Source organism: Ezakiella massiliensis, assembly GCF_059862345.1.
In genome coordinates this window covers 140,571-165,695 of sequence record NZ_JCBCEO010000002.1, presented here as the reverse complement: position 1 = coordinate 165,695, position 25,125 = coordinate 140,571, and the positions used below count along the sequence as shown (strand labels likewise).

Annotated in this window: 24 protein-coding genes and 1 tRNA gene; 1 reads left to right on the top strand and 24 read right to left on the bottom strand. The window is 37.5% G+C overall.

Translation table 11 applies throughout. From position 1 onward, the window contains the following. Window positions 1-325: 325 nt before the first annotated feature. From AC6FXG_RS03670 to AC6FXG_RS03650, 5 genes are all read right to left on the bottom strand, one after another. Window positions 326-1,495, bottom strand: coding sequence for an amidohydrolase (locus AC6FXG_RS03670; protein WP_500571623.1), 1,170 nt, complete (start codon window positions 1,493-1,495; stop codon window positions 326-328). A 204-nt stretch (window positions 1,496-1,699) separates the two neighbouring features. Continuing rightward, window positions 1,700-2,749, bottom strand: a complete 1,050-nt coding sequence (locus AC6FXG_RS03665; protein ID WP_500571622.1) for a helix-turn-helix domain-containing protein — start codon at window positions 2,747-2,749, stop codon at window positions 1,700-1,702. After that, on the bottom strand, window positions 2,742-3,068 hold the full coding sequence (locus AC6FXG_RS03660) for a type II toxin-antitoxin system RelE/ParE family toxin (protein WP_500571621.1): 327 nt from the start codon (window positions 3,066-3,068) through the stop codon (window positions 2,742-2,744). Before AC6FXG_RS03660 ends, AC6FXG_RS03665 begins: the two co-directional genes overlap by 8 nt. A 432-nt stretch (window positions 3,069-3,500) precedes the next feature. After that, window positions 3,501-4,088: an alkyl hydroperoxide reductase subunit C gene (gene ahpC / locus AC6FXG_RS03655; RefSeq protein ID WP_296257246.1), complete on the bottom strand. Its 588-nt coding sequence runs from the start codon at window positions 4,086-4,088 to the stop codon at window positions 3,501-3,503. Between the two features lie 64 nt (window positions 4,089-4,152). Continuing rightward, window positions 4,153-5,646, bottom strand: a complete 1,494-nt coding sequence (locus AC6FXG_RS03650; protein ID WP_500571620.1) for a helicase HerA-like domain-containing protein — start codon at window positions 5,644-5,646, stop codon at window positions 4,153-4,155. Window positions 5,647-5,727: 81 nt separating this feature from the next. Here AC6FXG_RS03650 and AC6FXG_RS03645 point away from each other — a divergent pair, with 81 nt between their 5' ends. After that, complete coding sequence (locus tag AC6FXG_RS03645) at window positions 5,728-6,714, top strand: MsnO8 family LLM class oxidoreductase (protein ID WP_500571619.1); 987 nt, start codon at window positions 5,728-5,730, stop codon at window positions 6,712-6,714. A 321-nt stretch (window positions 6,715-7,035) separates the two neighbouring features. On the opposite strand, the gene tpx is transcribed toward AC6FXG_RS03645, so the two are convergent. The 19 genes from tpx to AC6FXG_RS03550 form a co-directional block, all read right to left on the bottom strand. Beyond that, complete coding sequence (gene tpx / locus AC6FXG_RS03640) at window positions 7,036-7,548, bottom strand: thiol peroxidase (protein WP_500571618.1); 513 nt, start codon at window positions 7,546-7,548, stop codon at window positions 7,036-7,038. 619 nt (window positions 7,549-8,167) lie between these two features. Then, the gene (locus tag AC6FXG_RS03635) at window positions 8,168-8,719 is read right to left on the bottom strand and encodes a hypothetical protein (protein WP_500571617.1); all 552 of its coding nucleotides are present in this window, start codon (window positions 8,717-8,719) and stop codon (window positions 8,168-8,170) included. Window positions 8,720-8,740: 21 nt separating this feature from the next. Continuing rightward, window positions 8,741-10,057, bottom strand: coding sequence for a sensor histidine kinase (locus AC6FXG_RS03630; protein ID WP_500571616.1), 1,317 nt, complete (start codon window positions 10,055-10,057; stop codon window positions 8,741-8,743). Continuing rightward, window positions 10,054-10,707: a response regulator transcription factor gene (locus AC6FXG_RS03625; RefSeq protein ID WP_075574177.1), complete on the bottom strand. Its 654-nt coding sequence runs from the start codon at window positions 10,705-10,707 to the stop codon at window positions 10,054-10,056. The genes AC6FXG_RS03630 and AC6FXG_RS03625 overlap by 4 nt, the downstream gene beginning before the upstream one ends. Before the next feature lie 444 nt (window positions 10,708-11,151). Then, window positions 11,152-12,024: a 4Fe-4S binding protein gene (locus AC6FXG_RS03620; protein WP_500571615.1), complete on the bottom strand. Its 873-nt coding sequence runs from the start codon at window positions 12,022-12,024 to the stop codon at window positions 11,152-11,154. Between the two features lie 4 nt (window positions 12,025-12,028). After that, a complete protein-coding gene (locus tag AC6FXG_RS03615) occupies window positions 12,029-12,181 on the bottom strand; it encodes a CD1871A family CXXC motif-containing protein (RefSeq protein ID WP_099951258.1) in 153 nt (50 codons plus the stop codon). A gap of 10 nt (window positions 12,182-12,191) precedes the next feature. Beyond that, the gene (locus AC6FXG_RS03610) at window positions 12,192-13,388 is read right to left on the bottom strand and encodes a TlpA family protein disulfide reductase (protein WP_500571614.1); all 1,197 of its coding nucleotides are present in this window, start codon (window positions 13,386-13,388) and stop codon (window positions 12,192-12,194) included. 305 nt (window positions 13,389-13,693) lie between these two features. After that, complete coding sequence (locus AC6FXG_RS03605; RefSeq protein WP_500571613.1) at window positions 13,694-14,845, bottom strand: C39 family peptidase; 1,152 nt, start codon at window positions 14,843-14,845, stop codon at window positions 13,694-13,696. A gap of 9 nt (window positions 14,846-14,854) precedes the next feature. Further along, window positions 14,855-15,250 carry a hypothetical protein gene (locus AC6FXG_RS03600; protein ID WP_500571612.1) on the bottom strand — a complete coding sequence of 132 codons (396 nt, stop codon included), beginning with the start codon at window positions 15,248-15,250 and terminating at the stop codon, window positions 14,855-14,857. A 38-nt stretch (window positions 15,251-15,288) separates the two neighbouring features. Beyond that, window positions 15,289-15,365, bottom strand: a tRNA-Val gene (locus AC6FXG_RS03595). A 49-nt stretch (window positions 15,366-15,414) separates the two neighbouring features. Then, entirely contained in the window at window positions 15,415-16,617 is a 1,203-nt protein-coding gene (locus AC6FXG_RS03590; protein ID WP_500571611.1) for an FprA family A-type flavoprotein, read from the bottom strand. 659 nt (window positions 16,618-17,276) lie between these two features. Then, entirely contained in the window at window positions 17,277-18,365 is a 1,089-nt protein-coding gene (locus AC6FXG_RS03585; RefSeq protein ID WP_500571804.1) for a DUF2871 domain-containing protein, read from the bottom strand. Between the two features lie 4 nt (window positions 18,366-18,369). After that, entirely contained in the window at window positions 18,370-18,936 is a 567-nt protein-coding gene (locus AC6FXG_RS03580) for a TetR/AcrR family transcriptional regulator (protein ID WP_500571610.1), read from the bottom strand. Beyond that, a complete protein-coding gene (locus AC6FXG_RS03575; protein WP_500571609.1) occupies window positions 18,914-19,333 on the bottom strand; it encodes a hypothetical protein in 420 nt (139 codons plus the stop codon). The genes AC6FXG_RS03580 and AC6FXG_RS03575 overlap by 23 nt, the downstream gene beginning before the upstream one ends. 201 nt (window positions 19,334-19,534) lie before the next feature. After that, on the bottom strand, window positions 19,535-22,015 hold the full coding sequence (locus AC6FXG_RS03570) for an ABC transporter permease (protein ID WP_500571608.1): 2,481 nt from the start codon (window positions 22,013-22,015) through the stop codon (window positions 19,535-19,537). Continuing rightward, a complete protein-coding gene (locus tag AC6FXG_RS03565; RefSeq protein WP_500571607.1) occupies window positions 21,999-22,676 on the bottom strand; it encodes an ABC transporter ATP-binding protein in 678 nt (225 codons plus the stop codon). The genes AC6FXG_RS03570 and AC6FXG_RS03565 overlap by 17 nt, the downstream gene beginning before the upstream one ends. 88 nt (window positions 22,677-22,764) lie before the next feature. After that, complete coding sequence (locus AC6FXG_RS03560) at window positions 22,765-23,637, bottom strand: sensor histidine kinase (protein ID WP_500571606.1); 873 nt, start codon at window positions 23,635-23,637, stop codon at window positions 22,765-22,767. Beyond that, window positions 23,625-24,278: a response regulator transcription factor gene (locus AC6FXG_RS03555; protein WP_500571605.1), complete on the bottom strand. Its 654-nt coding sequence runs from the start codon at window positions 24,276-24,278 to the stop codon at window positions 23,625-23,627. Before AC6FXG_RS03555 ends, AC6FXG_RS03560 begins: the two co-directional genes overlap by 13 nt. Before the next feature lie 299 nt (window positions 24,279-24,577). After that, entirely contained in the window at window positions 24,578-25,120 is a 543-nt protein-coding gene (locus AC6FXG_RS03550) for an NADPH-dependent FMN reductase (RefSeq protein ID WP_500571604.1), read from the bottom strand. Between the last annotated feature and the right edge of the window lie 5 nt (window positions 25,121-25,125).

Sequence of the window (25,125 nt, the reverse complement as noted above, 5' to 3'; positions counted from 1 at the left end):
TTTTGTTTCTCTCGCTTGCGCTCGCTCAACTCACTAAAATGGGCAACAAAAGAGGCCATACATTTTTGTATGACCTCTTTTTTGTTTTATAATTTTAATAAATATGTTTCCTCAGAAATAACCTGCACTATACCTTTCAATTTGTGAGGAAAAATTGATGGATTTTTTATACATATATTTCGCTAGAAAATTTGATGAGATTTGGAGTGGACGAATTTTTTGTCGACGCAGGTGTGCTAAGTGCACTCCGAGGAGGCAAATAAATTGTGGCCGCTTCAAAGATTGCAAATTTAATGCGAAATATCGCCGTTTTAACCACAAATTTTTAAAACCCAAACTTTTCATCAATATCTTTATTATAAACTATTTTTCCATTGATGATCGTATATATCGCTTCACATTCAATATCCCTAACTGGATTTTGAGTCCACACAACCAAGTCTGCGTCCTTGCCCTTTTCAATTGAGCCAACGCGGTCATCAATTTGTGTAATCTTGGCTGCATTAATGGTAATGGCCTTTAGGGCTTCCATTTCCGGCAGGCCAGATTTTACAGCGAGTCCTGCACAAATTGGCAATTGAGCTGTTGGTATAACTGAGTTGTCTGTCATAATTGCCACAGTCATGCCTGCCTTGTATAGGGCGGCTGGCGTTTCAAAAGATCTGTTCTTGAGCTCATACTTGGATGCACCCGATAAGTTTGGTCCGCAAATTGCAGGATAGCCTTCTTTGGCGAGTTCATCTGCAATCAAGTGGCCCTCAGTGCAGTGCTCAAGACTGAGGTCCAAATTAAATTCCTTGGCAAGCCTTATGGCTGAGAAAATATCGTCTGACCTATGGGCGTGGGCCTTGACTTGGAGTTTTCCCTTCAAAACTGGGATCAAGGCCTCATATTGCATATTGTAATCGACCTTTTCGCCAGCTTCTTTCTTATTCATATAATCTCTGGCCTTGTAAAGAGTGTCCCTCATAAGGGCGATAATTCCCATCCTAGTCATCGGCATCTTGCCATTTTTCCCGTAAAAACGCTTTGGATTTTCACCAAAGGCAATCTTCATGGCCACAGGATTTTTCACAACCATATTGTCGACCCTGTCCCCATAAGTTTTTAATGCAAGAAATGTTCCGCCAATGCAGTTGGCAGATCCCGGACCAGTAACCACAGTCGTAATTCCCCCTTGGCGAGCCTGCAAGAATCCTTTGTCACAAGGATAAACCCCGTCAATCCCCCTCATCTCAGGAGTAATAGGATTTGTCCCCTCGTTAAAATCGGCTCCCTCGTAGCCAATCCCCTCTTCATCCAGACCAATGTGCGTGTGAGCGTCCACCAAACCCGGTGTCACCATGTGCCCACCAGCGTCAATAACCTCCGCCCCATCAGGAATGTCCACATTCACCCCAATCTCAGCAAACTTGCCATCCTCAATCAGGATCACCCCATTCTCAATAACCTCTCCAACCATTGTATAAATCTTCGCATTTTTAATCGCTAACATAAAAAACTCCTTTCATCTTTATCTAAGTATCTAAGATAATTATAACAAGACAAATATGTTTAATCAAGAAATAATTTTTCATGGATTATTATCGCCAATCAGGAAGAAATTTTAATCGGTTTTGTCCGAAATAAATCGGACGCTACATAACCGATTAAAATTTTCACATCAAAAAGAGCTATGCAAAATTACATAGCTCTTTATTTAAACTTGTATGTTATATTTTGTCTTGTAACTTCCAAACTGGTTAAATGGAATATAGTATTCTTTCTGAAGTCTTCCTATAACAATTCCCTTATCAATCTCTATTCTATCTGAAAACTTTGTAATAGATTCAATGGAAAAATCTTTTTCACTAGTGAATTTTTCAAATTCATCCAAAGGAATTAGTTTATTAGCTGCAAATTCATTAGCAGCCTTTTCATCGTCCTCGGTAATTTCATCATTACCTATGTGGCCTAGTATAATATGTCCTAACTCATGAAACAAACTAAACCAAAATTTATCAGCGTCCCTACCTCTGGTGGTTAAGCCCATAACAATTTTCTTACCATCGTAGAATGTTGCCCCATGTAAATAAGATCCATCTATATGAGGTAGCAAAACCAAAGCTATTCCGCATTCAGCTAAAATCTCATGCAAATTAACGTTAAATTCACTAGGATCCTTCCTAGTCATCTTCCTAATCTCAGGCAAATTATTCACTAGTTTTTGAATATTAACAGGGGCCGTATCTATGTTTCTTGCTTGCAGTTTGGCTTCTTGTGCCCAAGCAAGCAAGGCGTAATCACTTGTTTCCCCATCTCCTAATCTTCTACAGGCTATCTTCCTTATCATAGGCTTATTTATTAAAGCTAAATTTGAAACTTCAAAAAATTTACGTGTATTAACAACTCTTTCCGTTCTGTTATTTGTCTTCTCAACCCAGCTATTATCAGCCATGTGCTTATATGGTATTTTTTTTAACAGTTCTAAATCATCATCCATTTCATTTTCAGCCTTAACTTTCGCTAACTTTTCCCTATAAATACTTTCAAGATTATTCCAAAAACCAGCAGGAATTCCAAGCACCATTTCCAACCTAACGGAAAGCTCTGGTGTTAAAGATACTTCACCATTGATCAGTCTGCTTATATGTTTCTCTGACATATCCATTCTTCTAGCGAATTCTTTCTGAGTCATTTTTCTATCTTCTAACTGCTCTTTTATTGTCGCACCTGGTGGTGTCGCAATATATGTTTTGCTACTAATCACTGCACTTCCTCCTTTCTCGTTGGTTAATGATAATCTGTAATCTCGATAATCCTAACGATTCTAATTTCTTTATCATTTTTTCAAAAATTAGCCTATATGGCTGAATCAAATCTACAGCATATTGACCTGCTCGATCTCCCTTTAATGCATGGCATCTTCCAATTTTATACTTAATCATAGACTCAACGCTATCGGAAGCCCGAATTTCATCAATACGCATTTGAATTCTTTCTGCCATCTCTATGCTATATACTTTTTTGGCTGCAGAAGCATCTGTACATATTTTCTCTAATTTTTTTGTTCTATATTCAATATCCAACCTTATGAACCTTTCTCGAATATTTACCTCTTAGGTTAATTTTATTATAAATCATTTTACTCAAATTGTCAATATAAATTTACCTCTTAGGTAAATTTTGTTTTGAATTAAAATTAATCTTCGCAACAAAAAAGAGCCCCACAAAAATGTAGGACTCTTAGTCTTTCTCTAACTTAAAATCGTATAAATTTGTTAGGGAAAATTGATGAATTTTTGTAGCTTGAGACTTTTTAGGAATGAGGCGTAGTAAGTCCTACGCCGTTTCCTCAGACTGTTGTACTCAATCGTTATTCCCTTCGGTCGAACGATTGAACAACAGGTTGCGTGAGTCGCTGCATACCAATCGAGCATCGTTATCACTCGCTCTCTTGGGCAGGGCTTCAGTTTGAAAAAGTCGAACACTGCAAAAATTCGCAATTTTAACAACAAATTTTAGATTTTACCTACTAGGTCGATTCCTGGTGTTAAAGTCTCATCCCCCGGTGCCCATTTTGCAGGACATACTTTGTCGCCGTGTTCAAAGACGAATTGGCTGGCTTCAACTTTTCTGAGTAAGCTGAGTGCGTCACGGCCGATTCCCATGTCGTGGATTTCATAAGCTGAAATCTTTAGGTCTGGGTTGATAATGAAGGTTCCTCTTAGGTTTTGTCCTTCTTCTGGTACATAAACTCCGAACATATCGCCGAGTTGTCTGGTTCTGTCACTTAACATTGTGAAGTTTACCTTGCCGATTGCCTTACTTTCATCGTGCCATGCCTTGTGAACGAATTCTGAGTCAGTTGAGATTGAGTATACATCGCAACCGATCTTTTGGAATTTTTCATAGTTTTCAGCTAGGTCTTCTAGTTCTGTTGGGCATACGAATGTGAAGTCTCCTGGGTAGAAGAAAAATACACTCCATTTTCCTCTGAGGTCTTCTTTTTCTACATCGATAAATTTGCCCTTGCTGTCATAGGCTGTTACTTTAAAGTCGCCAATTTCTTGTCCGATCATGTTTTCAATAAATAAATCTGTAAGCATAGTTCCTCCTTTATACTTTTCATTTACAATCTACATATACCCCTTGGTATATTTTTTAAACATTCTAGCGTTTTTTGCCCCCAAAAATTCCGCCAAGGATTCCCCGCATAATTCGATTGCCAAGTGTTCTTGACATGGAATATATGGTTTGGTTGGCCATCTTGCCCATGGCTTTTTCCAGCTCAGATTTGTTTCTGCGCTTTTGCCTTTCGGCCCGCGATTCGTCTTGGTCCCGTCTGATGTCTTCCTTGCGTTTTTCTTCAGCTAGGGCTTTGGCCTCTGCTTCCTCTTGTATTTTTGTAAGTTTTTCTTCCAAGATTTCAAAGGCTGATTCCCTGTCAATCATCTTCCGGTATTTTTTATCCATGGCCCCCGGTATCAGGGCACGAACACTGTCGTCATCGATTGCATCGAAGGTCGATTTTGGTGGAGCCATGAGAGTTTTTTCTGTAATATTTGGCAGGCCATCTGCATCCAAGGTCGACACAAGGGCCTCGCCTGATTGGAGATTTGTAAGTGTCTCCGCCGTATCAAAGCTTGGATTGTCCCTAAAGTTTTGGGCGGTTTCCTTGATCATCTTCCGGTCCTTTGGCGTGAAGGCCCTGAGGGCGTGTTGGAATTTGTTGCCAAGTTGGGCCAGAATTTCGTCTGGTATATCGTCTGGCCTTTGGGTTACAAAGAAAACTGAAACGCCTTTTGACCGGATAAGTCTGATGACCTGGGCCAATTTGTCAGTCAATAATTTTGATCCATATTGGAATAAGAGATGGGCCTCATCAAAGAAAAATATTATCTTTGGATATTCTTGGTCGCCCACTTCTGGTAAGTGTTCATAGAGTTCGCTTAAGAGCCAAACCATAAAGGCCGTATAGAGTCTTGGTTTTTGGTGGAGAATTTTGGCGTTTAAAATATTGATTATGCCCTTGCCACCTTCTTGTCTAAATAAATCGTCGATTTCAAAGGCCGGTTCGCCAAAGAAATATTCTGCCCCGTCGTTTTCCAAAAGCAGAAGGGCCCTCTGTATTGCCCCAATGCTGGCTGTGGAAATATTTCCATAGGTGCTGGTGTAAGCCTTGCGGTTTTCTGAAATATAATTTAGCATAGCCCTAAGGTCCTTTAAATCCAAAATAGGCATGCCCTCGTCATCGGCTACTTTAAAGGCAATATTTAAAATCCCCTCTTGAACTTCGTTTAAGTCCAAGAGATTTGCAAGCAGAAGCGGTCCCATTTCGCTGATGGTCGTCCGCATGGGGTGGCCCAAATCGCCAAAGACATCCCAAACTTCTATATCGTAAGCGGCTGGACTGTAATCCAAACCAATTTTATTAACTCTATCTTTCACATTGTCGTTCATTTCATTTGGCACGCTCAAGGAGAACAAGTCGCCCTTGACATCTGGCAAAAATACAGGGATGCCCAAATCACTGGCGTCCTCTGCTATAAGCTTTAGAGTCGTCGTCTTGCCCGTGCCGGTCGCCCCGGCTATAAGCCCGTGCCTATTTAACATCTCTGTCTTTAAGTAAACAGGATTTTCACCTTTTCCAACTAAAATATCCATATTTCACCTCTCTTATTTAATACCCAAGACCATAATTATTAACTCATTGTAATGGGTAAATGTAAGTTGAAAGGAGTTATTATGACAAAAGTTTCAATTTTAAATTTAATACCAAAGTTCAAAGACGAAAGTCAAAGAGCTGCCGTCGATAGAGCGGTTGATTTGGCAAAATTTGCTGATGACCACGATTTTTCCCGCTACTGGCTGGCCGAACACCACAACAGTCCAGCGGTTTTAGGCGCCGCTACAGATTTGATGATAAATCATGTTTTAAATCAGACAAAGAGAATTACAGTTGGGGCTGGCGGAGTAATGCTCCCCAACCACACGCCCTTTCAAGTCGTCGAGAGATATGCCACCCTTGATATCCTCCACCCTGGCCGCGTTGACATAGGCATTGGCCGGGCACCGGGCACAGATATGGAGACGGCAAAATTGATTTACAGAAATATATATAAATCCGAAGATTTTAAAAAGGCCATCCAAGAGATGCAATTATACATGTCTGACGAGGCTTGGGACTTAGAGGTCGCTCCACATCCTGGCGCTGGATCAAAAATTCCTATAACAATCCTTGGTTCTTCGGAAACATCTGCCCACATAGCAGCAGACCTGGGCCTCCCATATTCTTTTGCCGGCCACTTTGCGCCAAATACAATCGGTTATGCACTTAGCATTTACAGGAATGAATTTAAGCCATCAAAATATTTGGACCAACCCTATGTAATCTTGGGCACTTCTGTTAACATTGCAAAGACCAAGGAAGATGCAGAAATCTTGAAGAAGCACGCCCAAAATATTTCCCTGCAATTTTTGAGAAAAGAACGCAAGGAATTTATGAAGCTGGACCCAGACAATGAGCCCGAGCTCACGTCCATGGAAAAATTTGTCCTCCGCACTTCCAAGGGCCTATCCATAGAAGGCGACATCGATGAAGCCGCCAAGACCTGGAAGCGTATCAAGGAAGAGTACAAGCCAGACGAAGTCATCGGCGCCTCATATATACCAGAAACCGATGTCCTCATTGACAATTACAAGTACTTTGAAGACATAATTTTAAACGGATAAAAAATATAATTTTAATTTTAAAACAAATGATTTTTTTGCACGTGAGGCCGCGTGCATTTTTTATTGGCAAAATTTTTGCAAACAGAATTGCAATTTTCTCCAAACAAAAAACCCATCCACGGTGGATGGGCATTAAGCTAAATTATTTTACGAGGCGGTGGTTACCATTTTCCTCAGATTGTTGTCCTCAATCGTTTTTCCCTACGGTCGAGCGATTGAACAACAATTTGCGTGAGTGAGCGTATGCCAATCGACGGCGTCCGTAAGGACTTGTCTCTTGGGCGTGGCTGCAAGGTAACCCCTACAATTTCCACCTCGTTTTTATTTTTTCAAAACTTCCATAGCCTTGTCAAAATCTGGCAAGTTGGTTGCTTCTGGAACGTATTCCACATATTCAACACAGCCGTCCTTGTCGATTATCACAACGCCCCTGGCCAAGAGTTGGAGCTCTTCAATCAAAAATCCATACTTGGTTCCAAAGTCGTGGCCCTTATAGTCTGAAAGCATAATCAAATTATCGATTCCTTTTGCAGCGCAAAATCTGGATTGGGCAAATGGTAAATCGCAGCTGATGGTTAAAATAACCAGGTCCTTGAGCTCAGATGCTTCCTTGTTAAAGGTCTTGGTTTGCTCTTCGCAAACAGGTGTGTCAACTGATGGCACAACGCTAATTACAACCCTCTTACCTTCCAAGTCTGACAACTTAAATTCGCTCATGTCGCTCTTCACTGCTGTAAAATCTGTTGCCTTGTCCCCAACCTTTACTTCAGGTCCAACCAAAGTCATGGCCTCGCCTTGAAATTTAATTGCATCAAAACGTTTTAAATCACTCATAATATTCTCCTTTATAAAAAATTCTCTAAGCTTGAATGTAAAATCCAAGTCCCCTTTACTTATCTATTTTTATTATACCCAATTGAAAGGAAAATAAATTTATGACAATCGAAAACGATTGTCATAAAACTCGACCACACGGCATCGAGCCTGAGTGGTCGAGTGGCGACCATTTCAGGATCGCCGATACGCCACAGCCATTACGAGCAGAGAGGATGTATTTTTTCTTTTGAGCACGGCTTTTCGGTCCACATAAAGTGGACCCTACAACCGCAGAGCGAATTTTAAACAAATGCCAATTACAAACAAAAACCCACGTTTAAAAACGTGAGTTTTAATTTTAATAAATATTTTTCAGCAAAAAGAACCTGCACTTTATTTTTCAATTTGTGAGGAAAAATTGATGAATTTTTGTAGCTTGAGACTTTTTGACGAATGAGGCGTACTCAAGTGTACGTCGTTTCCTCAGACTGTTGTACTCAATCGTTTTTCCCTTCGGTCGAACGATTGAACAACAGGTTGCGTGAGTCGCTGCATACCAATCGAGCGTCGTTACCACTCGCTCTCTTGGGCAGGGCTGCAGTTCGCAAAAAGTCGAACACTGCAAAAAGTCGCAATTTTAACCACAAATTTCTTCTAAAACTTCATCCAAGCTCTCCCCGAATCCTGGGTCCATGTGGGTCAGAAAATGCCACTCCTCATCTCCCTTTTTCCTATACAAAATCGCCTCGCCGTCTTCCGATCCCAGGAAGGACCTTTCCACTTCGAAACCTTTTTCTTCCAGGGCTTTTTTGGCTTTTTTATAATTTTCTTCCCTGGCTTCTATATAGTCTTTGACGTCTTCGTTGTTGATGGAGTAAGCGTCAACTCTTGTGGCGGATTTGACCATGCCGGAGCCTTTGACGGATAGATTTGGAATTTCCTTCCAATAGATATCCACCCTGTCCCCATCTGTAAACATAAAGCGAGTAAGGGGGATTATGTGGCCCTTGTGTTCAACTTCCATATAGTCTGGAACCAGATTCCATTTTAAATATTCATAGGTAAAGCCGTCTTCCTCTTCGCTTGCGTAAGCGTCTAATTGCGAAATAAATTCTCTGCCTTCTTTCAAAGTCTTAAAAGCGGATAGCTCTGTGCTGTATCCGTCTTGGTATAATTCTAAAATATACATGTGTCCTCCTTAAAATTTATCTTAAGCCAATTTTATCATAAAGATAAAATTCCCGTCTTCCTTCTTAACCTGGTAGTCGATTTTGTAATTGTCAAGTAAGTTTTTTACAATGTAAAGTCCCAGGCCATTGCTGTTTTCCTTATTGAGGTCAAAGTTAATATCAAAAATCTTGTCCACATCCAAGGCCTCCAGATTTGAAGCGGAGTTTTCGATGTAGAGCCAGTTTCCCCTTACCCCTATACTAATGATACCATTTTCGTCGGTATATTTAACAGCATTTGAAAGTAAATTCGATAAAATAATTTTTAAAGCGGTCTTTCCTATATAAATTTTTTCGTCTGCTAAGTCCTTTGTAATTTTTATATTCTTTTGACTGGCCATGACAGAGTATTTTTTCAAAAGGTCTTCCAGGACGTCGTTAACAAGTATGACTTCCTCGTCGTTTTTCAAATTTTCCAAGGAGGAGACGGACAAAATCTGCGTAACATTTGCAGTCAGTCCGTCGACTATATCAATACATTCATCGATATAGGTATCCCTATCCTTGTACTTGCCGATATTGTACTTCATATTCTCCAGGATAATCTTCATGCTAGCTAGAGGGGTTTTAAGCTCATGAGAAGATCCCTTTAGAAAGTCGTACTTGAGTCTTTCTAATTTAATAATTTCTTTGTTTTTTATTTCCAAGTCGTCAATGGACTTCAAAAGCGTGGTGTATAAGTCGTTGATTTGCTCCTTTAAGTCGCCAATTTCATCCCTTGTGTCAACTTCTAAAATGGCCTCCTTGTCCAGAGCCATCATCTTGTCGGTCACGTTTTTAATCTCAGTGACGTTATTCTTTATGACCTTGGCGTAAACAAGAGAAACGACAACTGATAATAAAAATGACAGTAGCAATGTGTAAGGCAAAAATTTTAGGCTCAGGTCCTTGGCCTCTTTTTTTACATCGGCCGTAGAAATAAATTGAAGGAAAAGATCTTGGCCATCGTTCAATTTTATTGCCCGCTCTTCGATGATGAGGGAATTTGTGTCTGAGTTCATGTCGATCATTACATTGCCCTCGATCTTGATTGCGTCATCCGCCATAGCCTCTATTATATGAGCCTTGACCTCGCTGGACCTGGAGTAAAGGTCGATAATTTCCTCGACCTCGGCCATGTCCTTGTCCTTTAAACTCTCCGCCATCTGGTCGGCAATGGTCCGCACTTCATTTTTGCGTTTTTCCAAATAGGTTTTTGGGAAAATTAAAAACACCAGAAAGTGGACCAAGAGGACTACAAGGGCCAGGACAGAAAATATTTGTATGAACATTTTTGGAAATATTTTTAAGTTTTTCATTTTCTCTCCAACTTGTAGCCCACATTTCTAACTGTGGATATGCAATCTAAATCGAGTTTCTTTCTAATTTCTTTTATATAAACATCAATTACCCGGTCGTAGGGGATTTCGTCCGATTCCTTCCACACAGCGTCAATAATCTGCATGCGGGTGAGGACCCGGCCTTCGTTTTCGAGTAAATATTTTAAAATCTCCAGCTCCTTGGGGTTGGCGTTTACGTCTTCGCCATTGATCCTTGCAGTGTAAGATGTGAAGTCGACCTCTGTATCCTTGTACTTAAAAGTCTCCCTTTGCCCGTAGTGCTTTTTAATAAGCGAATCTACCCGAGCCTTTAAGACAGGCAGAGAAAAGGGCTTTTCAATGTAGCCATCAGCCAGGTTTGTAAAGGCGTCGATCTTGTATTCTTCGTCAGAAAAAGCGGTCAAAATTAAAACTGGCAGGTCGCTTTTTTCTCTGACCCTCCTCAAAACCTCCAAGCCATTTATATAGGGGATTTGTATATCCAAAATTATTAGTTTTATATCAGAATCAAATTTCTCCAAGGCCTCCCTGCCGTCCTTTGCTTCCACGGTTTGGTAATTAAAAGCCTTGAGGTATTCACTTATCCCTTCTCTGATGACTGTGTCGTCTTCAACAATTAACACTCGCATAAAATCTCCTTTTTAATTCTCTGACACGAGATATGATAGCCAATCAGTCAATTCCTATACGAGGCGGTGGCTACCATTCTCCTCAGACTATTTCATTCAATCAAACATCGCCTTTGGCTCGTTTTCTTGAGAAATAGGTTGCGTGAGTCAACGCTTGCCAATCAACTTCGCCTTTTCGAAATTTTTTGTCCGAAATAAATCGGACGCTACATTAAAATTTCGAGGCTCGTCTCTTGGGCGTGGCTGCAATCGGACGCTGCATTAAATTTTGTTTTCTTGGAAAACAAATTGCGTGAACCTCTTCATCCTTTAAGCACCGAAATTTAGGAGGATAAATCGATGAGATTCGAAGTGAAATAAAATTTTTAGGACGCAGGTGTACTCAAGTGTACATCGAGGACTAAAAAATTTTTTCACGAGAATGTCGCGATTTAGACCCTAAATTTATTTTCTCCCGAAGGAAATTGCATTAACCGGACAGGCATTCTTACACCTTCCACACCTAATACATTCCAAATGATTGCAGTTTTGAACTGGATCTATATTCATCTGGCAAACCTTCTTGCAACGGCCACAATTGATGCACTTGTGGTGGTCTAATCTGTAACGGAAAACCGAAATCGGATTAAAAATCGAATAGAGAGCACCAAGTGGGCAGATGTACTTGCAAAATGGTCTATAAATTATAATTGATAATAAAATCGTAAGGGCTAAAATCAAACCCTTCCAATAGTACAAAAATCCAATGGCCCCTCTCATGGTCTTGTTTAAAAGTACCAGAGGAATCCCACCTTCAAGCATGCCCACTGGGCAAATTAGCTTGCAGAAAAATGGGGACCCTTGGCCCAAAATATCCACCACAAACATAGGTAATATTATAACAAAAATTGCCAGTATAAAATACTTGAGCTTTCTCAAATGCTTGTCGAACTTAAAAGTGTCGATTTTTTTAAAGAATGGAATCTTGTGCAAGAGATCTTGGACCAGTCCAAAAGGACAGAGATATCCACACACAAAGCGGCCGATAAGAGCCCCTATAAAAAATATAAAGCCTACTACATAAAAGGAAAACTTATAATTTGAGTTTCCCAAAACCGCTTGAAGGGCGCCTATAGGACAAGAGCCCTTGGCACCTGGGCAGGAATAGCAGTTCATGCCTGGCACGCAAAGCTTCTTCCACTCTCCCCCGTAAATCTTCCCTGTCTTGAAACCCTGGAAGTAAGAGTTTGTAAGTAAAAACCATGAAGCTTGGAAGAAGTGCCTGACCCAATCCATGGCCAAATAAAACTTGGCCTTGCTAACTTTAAATATATTCATAAATCTAGCCAATTCCTATACACTCCATGCAAATCCTGATAGCCTTTTCAAGGACCACCCTGACCTCGCCGTTTTGCGTCCCGTAAAAAATCATGGCTGCGGACAAAACGACCAGGGCCCAGGGTAGGGCCCGGCTGTTTAAAATTTTTTCTTTCATTATTATGTCCTTATTTATTCCTAATCTTTGCTAGCTCGTCTTCGATAACTTTCTTCCAGCCTTCAGCAGTTCTGGAGCCTGAGTAAGTTTCGCCAACGATATTGCCTTCCTTGTCTACAAAGAATGTTTCAGGTAGGGCTTGGATGCCGTTTAATCTGCCGTTGAAATTGGTCTTGTCTGGCATCAAGAATGGATAAGAAGCCTTGGTTTTTTCTTGAATTAATTTTGATTTTTCAATGGCTTCTGCATTTTCTCCCCTATCGTCAACTGTGTCTGTTACAACGCCAACGATGTTTACACCCTTGTCCTTCATTTCTTTATAAACCTTTTCTAGGTCAGGAATTTCCTTAACGCAAGCTGTGCACCAGGTTGCAAAAACGTTTACCATTGTGAGTTCATAGTCGCCAAAGTCTTCGATGTCAAAGTCCTTGCCGTTAATGTCCTTTGTCTTTAGGTTTTTTAAATCCTTGGCAGAACTGTTGTCCAAAATTTGGTCGCCTTGGAGGTCTGATTTTTCTGCTAGGACAAAACCATTTTCAGGACGGTCTTTTTTGTCGATAACTTCTACATTTGTATTTTTAAATTCCTTCAAAATTTCGTCGTCTGTCTTTTCATTTGTGGATAGATAGTATTCGTATTCACCATCCTTGCTTGTGCCGATCAATTCGTGTTTATCAGCCTTGGTAATCTTGGAAATTTCTTCTTGGCTTGTGCCCTTTTTAAACATTGAAATGGTTCCCAGTCTTTCTAGGCTTTGAATCCAATTCATAAAGCCGTCGCCCATTTGAGGAACTTCTGCATTTCTTTGTTCTTCAGTCAAACGATCAAAAGTTAGCATGGCGTATTTTAATTCTTGGTCCAGAGGACTTTGGTCGTCCAGCATGGCAACTTCCTTGTTTACCATGGCCTTTTTGAATTCATCTGTCAGCTTAAACTTGAGACCCATAAATTCGTAGACGTATTCGTCCTTGGCCCCAATTGTATAATCAGCTGGTTTAAAGGTTGCTGATGGAGTGTCCTTTGTAGGATCACTCATGCCAGCTTCTTCAGCGCTCACTGATTCTGTGCCTTCTTCTAGGCCCTTGCCGTCTTCGATCATTGGCATGTCGTTGTTTTTTGCCTTGTCAGCCTTATTGCATGCCACAGCTCCAAAGGCCATTGTAAGTATAAGTAAAACACTTATCATTTTTAAAATATTATTTCTCATAAATTTTTCCTCCTAATATTTTTTTCTCTTTCAAATTTAAATTAATTATCGGTTCAGAGACCATATCTCCTCCCAACAAAACCTATGATACAATAGATTTATGAAATGAATATGAAATTAAAAAAATATTTTTTTATTTTTTCAAAAAAATTTATAACTTTTGTCGGCCGCAAATCTCTTGACCAAATCCACAGCCGCGTCTAAGTCTTTTCCTACTTGCATTATATGTATAAAAAAAATAATTGTCAACACAAAAAAATCCAGGTCAAAAACCTGGATCTTTCTTATTATATAGCTTATATATTTTATTTTCCGGCTGGGTAGATTGAGAAAACTGTCATATACCAGTTTTTGATAGCTTGGTCAACTTCGCGAGCCGCATACAATCTGTCCTTACCCATTGGTTCGTTGGTGTCTGGATAATATTTATCCCAACCATTTGGATCGTAAACTTCAAAATAGAGTTCGCCGTTTATAACCTTGTAGCCCTTGATGAGGAAGAAGTGACCACCGTCAAAGCCGTAGAACCTGCCAAAATTGTTGGATTCAGGCTTGGTGTTTTCCTTGATTTCCTTCATGATGGCGCAAACATAAACGATGTTGCCCTTGTCGATTTCATCTGTAATAAGTTCTGGATATTTGTAGAATACGTCGTCGTAGTGGACGTCGTGAGCCTTGAAATAATCTTCAACAATATTTGTGCTCCACCATTGGCCGTCGTTTGGAACTTCGTTTCTGCAGGATTCACCTGTGGCTGTGGAATTTGGATCCAACCATTTTAAAACCATACCCATGGATGTTGGTCCGCAGTTACCTTCATTGTATTCGCCTGTGTGGGCTTGGTCTTCGTACCAATCGTAGTCGCGGTTGTTGGCAGCTTCCATTTGTTTTTTATCAGGCACAGCAAAGACAACTTCATCCTTGCCATCACCTTCGAGCTTAAAGTCAAAAAATTCCATGGCGTCATTAACTTCTAAGAAGTAAAATCCTTTTATGAATCCAACCTTGTAATTTTCGCTCTTCTTGTCCAAACGGAGTTCGTATTCATCAAATTCCACTTGGCTGAGGTCCAGTTTGGAAACGGACTTCTTGTTGTGGTTGAACTCGCCTTCCTTCATGGCAATGCGTTTGTTCTTGTCATTGGCCTTGATGGAAAACCTGTGGATAGATGGGGCTAGGAATTCTGAAAATTCGTCCAGCCTAATATATTTTTGTCCATCATCAAAAGAATAGAGATTCAAAGTTGAATCGCGCATGGCAAATTTCAATTCATCAGCTTCGATAGCAGGCTTTGCTTCTTCAGCTGGCTGATCTTTTTCTTCTGTTTTTTCTGTTGTTTCTGCATTTTCTACTGGAGCCTTGGGCTCTTCAGTTTTTTCTGCAGGTTTTTTGGAGCAAGCTGTCATAAGTGACAAGGCAAGAGCCAAAATTACTAGTAGTTTTTTTGTATTTTTCATTGTTCCTCCTTATAAATTCAATTTGAAATTATAAAATTGCATGGCTATTTCATTTAAGCCGCTGACCACAAAAATATCTGCATTCTTATTAAGCTGGGTCATGAGCTCCTTCAAGTGGCTCAAAATGTGGTCTGTCATAGCCATTATTTCTCCCACAAATTCCTCCCGTGACTGGGGCTTAGTGACTGTATATGGATAGTCAGAGTAGCTGTCTATCTTGCTTAGGTCAAAGACCAAGTCATAGCCCTCAGTCCTTGCAATCTTAAAAGATTCCAAGATCGCCCGGTCCAAAATCCCTACAAATTCGCTTGTCAGGTCCTTGTCCAGGCCGCCTAAGGAAAATGTATTGTATTTTATTTTTACCAGAGAGTTAAAATACATCTCAAAAATTTCGTTAATATTCATGTTACCTCTTTTGTTTTATAATTTATTGCACAAAAAAATGGTGGACTGTACAAGAGTCGAACTTGTGACCTCTACGATGTCAACGTAGCGCTCTAACCAACTGAGCTAACAGTCCCCATTGGGTACTGTCATATTATACTACATGGACATCAATTTTGCAAGCCTTATTTAAAAGAAGCTTTAATTTCCTTGGCCAAGGCCTTAAGTTCTTCCATATTTTCTTGGGATGCAGCTGAGGTTAATACAACTGGATTGCCAACCTTTGTCATCTTTGATTTTTCTAAAATCTCATCAGCCATAGCTTCGGACCTGCCGCCCCATGAACCGTTTACGATTGTGGAGTAGTTGCGTCCGCTGTAACCTGTCATCACAAGATCTCTTAAAAATGCATCCATCTTTGGATAGAGGACTGTGTTGTAGTTGATAGGCGTGATTACCAGATTTGAAAGCCTATGGGCTTCTGAAATCATATAGGAAAAATCAGTATTACTTACATCATAAACCTTGATATTCTTGACGCCTTCTTGGCTTAGATAATATGCAAGAGCTTCAGCTGCAAGCATGGTGTTGCCATACATGGTTGCGCAGACAATACAAACCCCATTTTCTTCTGGTTCATAGGCTGCCCACTTTTGGTATTTATCAACGAAAGCCTTAATCTTTTCGCCATCGCAGTGGACTGGACCATGAAGGGGTAAAATCATTTTAACTTCATCCAGGTCAATCTTCTTTAAAATATTAGCAGTATTTCTGCCAAACTTACCAACGATATTTATATAATAGCGTCTGGCTTCTGAGAAAAATTCTTCGTTCATGTCTATTAGGTCGCTTGTAATGTGGCCTTCGATTGCGCCAAACACGCCAAAAGCATCAGCTGTAAATAGCTCGCCTTCTGAAGTTTGAACAAACATAACCTCTGGCCAGTGGACCATAGGAGCAAACTTAAAAGTAAGAGTCCTGGTGCCAATGTCCATAGTATCGCCGTCCTTAACCACAATGCGGTTACCCTTGTCCTCTACATGGAAAAATTGGTCTAAAAATTGGAAAGTCTTGGCGTTTCCGATAATCTTGCAATTTGGATATTTTTGCATAACGATTGAAACTGCAGTTGAGTGGTCGGGTTCCATGTGGGTGATGACTAGATAATCCAAATCTTCGCCGGCCAATGCCCCTTCCAGATTTTCCATAAATTGTTCAATAAAGCAAGGGTCGACAGTATCAAAAAGTGTGTTAGTCTCGCCCTTGATTAGATATGAGTTGTAGCTGATTCCATTTGGAATTGGATACATATTTTCAAAACGCGAAATCCGTCTGTCATTTACACCAATCCTAATTAAATCATCTGAAAGATTTTCATAAAAGTACATAAGCTCCTCCTATATAATAAATTCTCTTTCCCTTATTTTACCAAATTTTAAAGGCAAATGCAATTTTAAAATCAAAATGTGCCCAACAAAAAAAGCCCCGTCGCGGGGCCTCTTTTGTTTGTTTGAGGAAGAACAAATACATTATTAAAAATGCATATGATCAAAAGGCACTATGTAGACAGCCGCCTCCGAATTAAAATTCGAAGACTTTTGTCACTACACATGTGACTATGCAATATTTTATCAGATAAAAGCTCTTTTGTCAATAGCCCTTGCATATTATTATTTTTACGACGAAATTTCCTGCAAATAATTATGGATAGTATGACTAACAAAAATTAATGGACTATATATAGTAGTTTGCAAATAAAAACTCCGCCCTGGAGGGGACCAAGAGCGGAATTTTTTCCTAGTAGATCTTATTTTTATTTAAAATCCTTCCTGTATTTACTTTTTCACAGCCAGGCATTTGTAAAATATTTTTGCATTTGCAATTTCAAAGTCTGCGCCTGCTCATTTGCAAATTATTTTTGTATTTTTATTTCAAAACTTGCGGCTCCTCATTTGCAAAATATTTTTGCATTTGCAATTTCAAAACTTGCGGCTCCTAATTTGCAAATTATTTTTGCATTTGCAATTTCAAAATCTGAGCCCTCTGCTTATATAAAGTCTAGGCCACTTCCCTTGGCTGGATCTTTGGCAAAAATTCCTTTCTTTATATTCAAGACCATCCAGACCAGGCCGACGGTTAAAATTATATGGCCCAAGCCAGAGATCCCTGCCATGGCCGGCACTGATACTACTCCTTCTGTGCCAATTACATCATAGATCCCGTAGACTGTCATCATGGACACGGTTGTAATTAATCCAATATTGTAAATTGTAAGCGGCCTCTTGATTCCGCAGAGTTCTTTGCATTTCATAAATCTGGTCAAGATAAAGATGACCATGACCACAATAAATCCCAAGACTAGGGTGTGGACATGGAGTTTTCCCAGGTGATTATCGCCTGTATAGGCAAAATATTTGGTGAATTCCCTGTAGAAAACTCCGCCTGCCAAACCCATAAACATATAGACAAGAGAAGTGTCGAAAATATTCTTTTCATTAAAATCTTTTATAAAATGCCTAAAGCCTTTTACAACTATCATTACATAGGCGATTGTCTTTGGCATCATTAAAGCGCCCAGAGCTGGGACTGCCTTCGACCAAAGGACAACTGGTATATAAAACAAAAAGCTCAAGGCAATATAAAGGCTCATGTGCTCAAGGCCCTCGACTTTTCTATTTTTGTAAGTCCAAATTATTAATAGGATTCCCATTATTAAAAATGGAATATTTCTGATTATACCCATTGAGTAGGACTCTGCCCCTCCCCAATTATTTTGTGGCAGGCAGACGAGGATTATCCTAAGAGCCGCCAGGCCCACTATAATCCACCTCTTCATTGGGTCCTTGTCCCCGGAAATATTTCTATAATAGTAATAGAAGAGCACATAAAAAATTGTCATTGTAATGCCGGTGACAAATTTTCCCCAAGAAAGGGCGGTCGCAAATCTATTGAAGCCGTCCGCAGACATGTGGGCCATCACCCTGGGTAACAAGTGAAAGCCGTCGCCCAAGCCAAGTAAAACTGCCATTAGCCCAAAGGTCTTGGCGTTTTTGTTTTCATTTAAGAGCAGTCTGATACCCAGCCCCGTAACTACAACCAGGTAGACAATATCAAATATCGATTCCATTAATCCCATCATTTTAAATTCCTCCCTTTAACCATTTCATATATTTTTTGTAATGAAGTAAAAAACCTTCCCTATCCCAGGCTTCCAAGTAAGTCCGCTGAATGAGATTGTGGACGGCCGCCTTCATAAATTCAAGCCGGTCCCTATCAAAATCGCTGGCCGAAAAGTCGTCCTCGCCCGGGCGAAATTCCTTCAGATATTTTCTCCACCTGCCTTCCAAGTCGGGCGTCCAATTGAGAAAGCGATTTTTATAAAGGCCGTAAGTGTCTGGCTCAAACAAAATTTCCGCCAAAGCATTTCCATAGGCCTCAAGAGCTTTGTGGATATCGTGGTCATTTTCCTTAAACAAATCCAAAAAGACCTTGTGGATGTCGGCCGTCTCCATATCCAAAATCGTAAAGTAAGCGTCTTCAATGTCTTCAAAATATTTGTAAAAACTCCCCCTGGCTATGTCCAGTTTTTCGACGATTTCCTTGACATTGGCCTGGTAAATGGACTTGGCCGAAAAAGTTTCCTTTAAGACGCCGACCACCCTGGACTTTTTTTCGTCTGGTAAATTATAAAAAGTATTTTTTGGCATAGATCTTCACCAAGATTACCATGTACTTGATACCAGCTGACAGGAGGGCCATGCCCAATCCTATATAAAAAGTATAGAAAAAGGCAGCCGGCAGACTGGTAAATTTCCTTAAGGCCATGCCCAAAAACATCATTCCAAACATAATGATGTAGGATTTTTTATCCAAAAATTTCCAGAGCTTGGGCTCGTCTAATTTTGAAATCCTGTCCAGATTTTTATCCACCATGGGCGAAAAAATTCTAAAATAAAAAACTAAAAACACCGCCGCCATGATCAGATAATACCAAAAGTTTTTGATATCAACATCTCCGCCGACCCTGCAGCCTACCATTACAACTTTAACGCCGGCAAAAATCCACAGGATTCCAGCAAGTAAAACTAAATATTTTTTCTTCATTTGATCCTCCTCACAAATAGGTGACACCGTGTCACTTTGTATAATTATACCATATTTTCTTAAAAAATAAACTATTATGAGGAAAATAAAATTTTATTTAACATTTTTAAAAAATACTTTTATAACTCTTTAGCTGTAATAAAAAAGGCCATGAGTATTCTCATAGCCTTTTTTCCATTACAGCTAACATAAAATAAATTTTTATTCTAAATTTCTTATTCTATCTACAAGACTGTTTTGACTGTGCTTTTCATAAAACTTTCCAGTAAATATTATTCCAATGATTATATTTACTAAGTTTACAAGTATAAGTGGCATGATTACAAATTTATAGGAAGTCCACTTCGTTTGTTCCATAAAATCCAACAAGATAAATTTATCTACAAGAAGCATAATGATGAAAGAAAATACTAAGCCGCATAAAGAATAAATCAAATTCTTTTTCGCCAAATATTTTTTAATATTTTTCTTTGTCATTCCAATTGCTTCAAGGATTGATAAGTTCACCATATTTCTCAAAATTTCAGTAGCAATAACATTTATAAAATTCAGTACAGATATTAAGAATAATACTATAGATAAACTATAACCCACAAATTCTATAAGATTTTTGAAATCTTTAAAAGACTTTATTTGAAGATCTCTTGAGTCATAGGAAAATCCTGGTTCATTTTCAAAAGATTTTAATAACTTATCAAAATTTTCCTTTTCACTATCTTCTACATCAAATCCATAGGACATTATACTATTATCGCCTGTGAGTTCTTTGTACAAATTAGGATTTAAATAAAAATATTCTAAATCTAACTCAGGGCTAGACTCATCAAATTGATTTTCCTGGATAATAGGATAATATCTCAATCCATCGGAAAAATTATAATTAATCTTTCCCATAATTTGGACTTCTTTAATGCTATTTTTTACTTTGATCTTTATTTTATCGCCAGCTTTAAATGCAGATTTTTTATCTCCATATTCTCCTATGATAACATAATTTCCAGTTTGCCATTTATCTTTATCAAACTCTCCATCTATAAATTTTTGTTTATTTATTAGAAACTCATCCATACCGAATAGAATTGGTGCGACTTTATGATCTTCTATTTTTATACTTGGAAAGGAGTACTCATAACCATAGGAATATAAAGCTCCTCCAGCTTTAAATCCCTTTTGATTTTCTATTTTATCAATGAAATTATCCTTGATACCGTCCTCACTTCCTGAGTACATATACCTAAAATATTTTGGGCTTGCTATATTATAGTCCGTTGCAATTACATCAGAAATCCCTTTTTCTAAATCAATATTACCAGTATAAGTTAAGACACTATTCAAAATAACTGCAGAAAGGCTAATAGATATAACTATGGATATAAATCTAAATTTATTTGAAAAAACCTGTCTTTTTGCAAGTTTTTCTAGTGAAATAGAATTACTTTTGTATTTCTTTTTTACTTGAGTTTCATTATATTTACTAGCATCTATTGGTGAAATTTTAGCTGCATATTTTGCTGGACTCATAACTGATAGAAGAACAGTTAATAAAGTAAATATGGTAGAGAAAAGTATAACTAATAATATTAAGGCTAATGATAGATTTATATTCGCTAGCATTACATTAGTAGAAAATATTTTATTTAAAATTATTTTACCAATAGAAATACCTATGGCGTTTCCTATTATTATAGATGGAATAGAAACTATAAAAGATTCTAAATGAACAAGCTTTTTAACTTGAACTTTTGTCATACCAATTGTTTTAAGTAGTCCAATTAAATTTATATCTTCATTTACAGATATTTTAAATATATTATTGATAATTAAAAATCCTGCAATCATTACTAAAATTAATAAAAGTAATGCGGGTAAAAATATCAAAAAGTCTGCGTTATCACCTCTTGATAAAATATAAGCAAAATTAACACCAATTCTTATTTCTTTATCAGATAAATTTCCAGGGCTATCTGCTACTTTATAACCATTTCTCTCTGCTATTTTTAAGAGTTTATCTTTTATCATAAAAGAGTTTTTTAGCATTACTTCCATATCGTTATTCGTATCTGGTAGTAATAATTTATCCACATAGGCTTTCGATAAGTAAATTTGTCCTACACCAACATTGGAGTCAATTGGATTTTGAAAAGTTCCAGATATAATAAATTTGTCACTTTTCTTTTCAATAATCTCTCCTGTGTAAGGTTTTTCAATACTGTATGGAATTTCTATCTCTTCTCCAATTTCACCCTTATAACCTAATTTTTTAGCAGTTGCTAAATCTATAAATACGTCGTTTTCTTTTTCAGGAAATTTCCCTTTAACTTTTTCTATTAGAGACCATTCAAATCCTTTCTTATCCATATAAGATAGTTCTGCACTTATTTTTTCATCGTCAAGAATTCCAACTTTCTTTCTTACTGAAAAATCCTTTATATCCTTATCATGGGTTAATATTTCTACATCTTCGTCAGAAAGTTCTTTAAATGATCCGTGGCTGATCGACCCCACAGTTTTCATCGTTTGGGTTTCCATGCTTTTTCCTAAACCTAAGGCTACAGAAAACAGACTTGTAAATAGTATAGAAGTCAAAGCAATGGCTAATAAGAGAATATTTCTCCTGCTTTTATTTGCATTTAAAATATTTTTTGCAAGGTGCCTTATATAAGCTTTATTTTTGACTTTCATTTTTTCTCACCAGCTTTCCATCTTCTATCCTTAGAGTTTTTTCTGCAGCTTGAGCGACAGCATCATCGTGAGTAATCATAAGAATAGTGTTTCCAAGCTCTTTATTAATTTTTTTTAGTAAGTAAACAACCTGGGAAGATGATTTTGAATCTAAATTTCCTGTGGGTTCGTCAGCTAGAATTAAAGATGGTTTAGTAACCAAGGCTCTTGCTATGGCAACTCTTTGTTGCTGTCCACCAGATAATTCGTTAGGCATTTTATATTTTTGATCACTTATTTCTAGAATGTCTATTACGGAATCAACATATTTCTTATCTACTTTGTCCCCATCAAGACCAAATGGAATAATTATATTCTCATATACATTTAGCATGGGCAAAAGATTATATGCTTGAAAGACAAAACCGATATTCCTTCTCCTAAAAATGGTTCTCTCATCATCTTTTAAAGCATAAATATCCGTACCATCAATCAAAACTTTCCCACTTGTAGGATAATCAAGTCCTCCTAGTAAATGTAGTAGGGTTGATTTACCAGATCCGCTTGCTCCAATTATAGAAATAAATTCTCCTTTTTCCACATCGAAAGATACTCCGTCAAGGGCCCTTACTTCTACATCATTTGTTTTATAATATCTTTTTAAATTTTCTACTTTTAACATATCTATCACCTCTTTACATTTAATATAACATTCATATCTTACAAAGTACTTACAAGACCTCTTACAGTTTTGTAAGAAAAAAGACTTCTCACAAGGGGAAGTCTACTGAAAATTTTATTCTATTTTCGTCTAAAGACGCTCTTATATTTCCACCATGTTTTTCTATAATTTCTCTGGCTATAAAAAGACCTAAACCCAAACCGTCCTTTGAAACTGAATTTTTTCCTCTATAAAATCTTTCAAATATCTTTGGCAAAGTTTCTTCTGATAAGTCTTTGCATTCATTTTCTATGTCCAGATTATAGTTTAGGTAAGATTTATAAACTGAAATATTAATAGTGGAATCCTTTGGCGAGTATTTTATAGCATTATCTACTAGATTGTGAATGGCTTCTTTAAGCCATCTTTCATCCAAATTGAAAATTAAATCTTCATCTTTTAAATTTATTCTTATATCTTTTTCATTTAATATGACTTTGAATTCTCTCAAAACATCTTCTACTAGGTCTTTTAAATTTGCTGGATTTTTTTGTAGCCCTATAATATCAGATTCGAGCCTAGAAGATTTTACTAGGTTTTGTATTAAAAATTCTAGTTTATTAAGCTCATACTTTATAATTTCAAGATACTCATCTTTCGGATCATCTTCTAAAAGACTAATGTATAGAGAAAGATTGGTAATTGGTGTCTTGGTTTGATGTGATATATCTGCTATTAAATCTTTTGTTTTATTTTTTTCTGTATTTATTTTTGCTTCTTTTACTTGGCTGGCATACAAAAACTTAATGAGCTTTGATTTTATTTTAGATAATTCATTTTCATCAAATTCAGTTACTTCTAAATTCCCATCCAAAGCCTTATCAATATAGTCTGAGAATTCACGCATTTCATTTCTCAAAATTATATATTTGTATAAAAGAAATCCAATTATAAGAGCAAAAAAACCTATTAAAATTGCCATTTATAACCAACTCCAAAAACTGTTTCTATTGGGTCATAGGGTTTTAATTTATTTCTTATTCTAGAAATGTTGACACTAAGAGTATTTTGATCAATAAATTCATCATCTATTCCCCAAACAAAATCAAATAGTAATTCCTTAGTAATAACCTGAGACTTGTTTTTTATCAAATAGTATAAAATTTTTGCCTCTGTCCTTGTGAGATCTATATTCTTATCATCTACATAAAAAGTATTTTCATTGAAATTAAAGTCTAAACCATCTTTCTTATAAAGATTTAAATCACAAGGGACTGTTTTTTCGAAGGCTCTCTTTATCTTTGCTTCTAATATTCCTAAAGAAAAAGGCTTAGTTAAATAGTCGTCTGCCCCTAAATTTATAGCTGAAATTATATATGCTTCTAGGTCTATGGCTGATAAAACTATAATAGGAATTGATGAAGTTTCCCTGGTATATTTTATTATTTCAAGCCCATCTCCATCTGGTAAGTTCATATCAAGTAAAATTAAGTCTGCATCGCCAATAAAAGATTTAGCTTTGCTCATTGTGTTTACAGAGAAAACTTCATATTCTTTATTTAAAGCTATAGAAAGTCCTTTATTTAAATTTTTATCATCTTCAATTATTAATATTTTTTTCATATATTTTATCACCATTAGCAAACATCTACATTTCATCATGGAAAAAATCCATAAGACACATCTAGTTTTAATCCTATTTATATAGTATATTATAATAATTCATAATATTTTACAAGCTTATATTTTATTTTCTAATTAAAATCTTTCTCCGTCTTTTTTATTAAAACCCTTTTTACCATAAACATATCGAATTAAATTTTTTATAAAATCAACTTAATTAAGCTATTATATTTGCCTTAAAAGCACTAAAGTAAAAAACTCAATAAAAAAGCAGGCCAAGGCCTGCTTCATCTTACCTCTTATGCGAATTTCTTTGCAAAGTCTACAAAGGCGTCGGCAGCTTTTTTGACATAGTCATAGGTTTTATCAAGCAATTTGCCGTTTTCATCAAAACATTCGCCCACATTTGCCAGATATATTTCCGGTTTTTGCATGGGGATTAAATTTACATTTACAAAGACTTGGCGAAGGGCCAGGTTGCCTGCAAGTCCTCCCATGCCGCCGATTGATGCAGAAAATACTGTGGCTGGCTTGCCGGATATTCCACTGCCGTTTGGGTCAACCGAAACTATGTCGATGACATTTTTTTCGGCTGGGGCAAAGGACCTGTTGTACTCAGGTGTAAAGAAAATAAAGGCGTCATAATTTCTGACCTCTTCCCTGATTCTCTTAAATTCTGGGTGGAGTTTATCTCCTTCCAAGTCGCTATTGTAAAATGGTATATTTTTTATATCTATAATTTCAGCTTTCACATCTCCGTCAAGCATCTCTTTAACTGCCTTTGCAATTTTCATATTATAAGAATCTTCTCTCAAAGATCCAACTATTAATCCAATTTTCATATGAT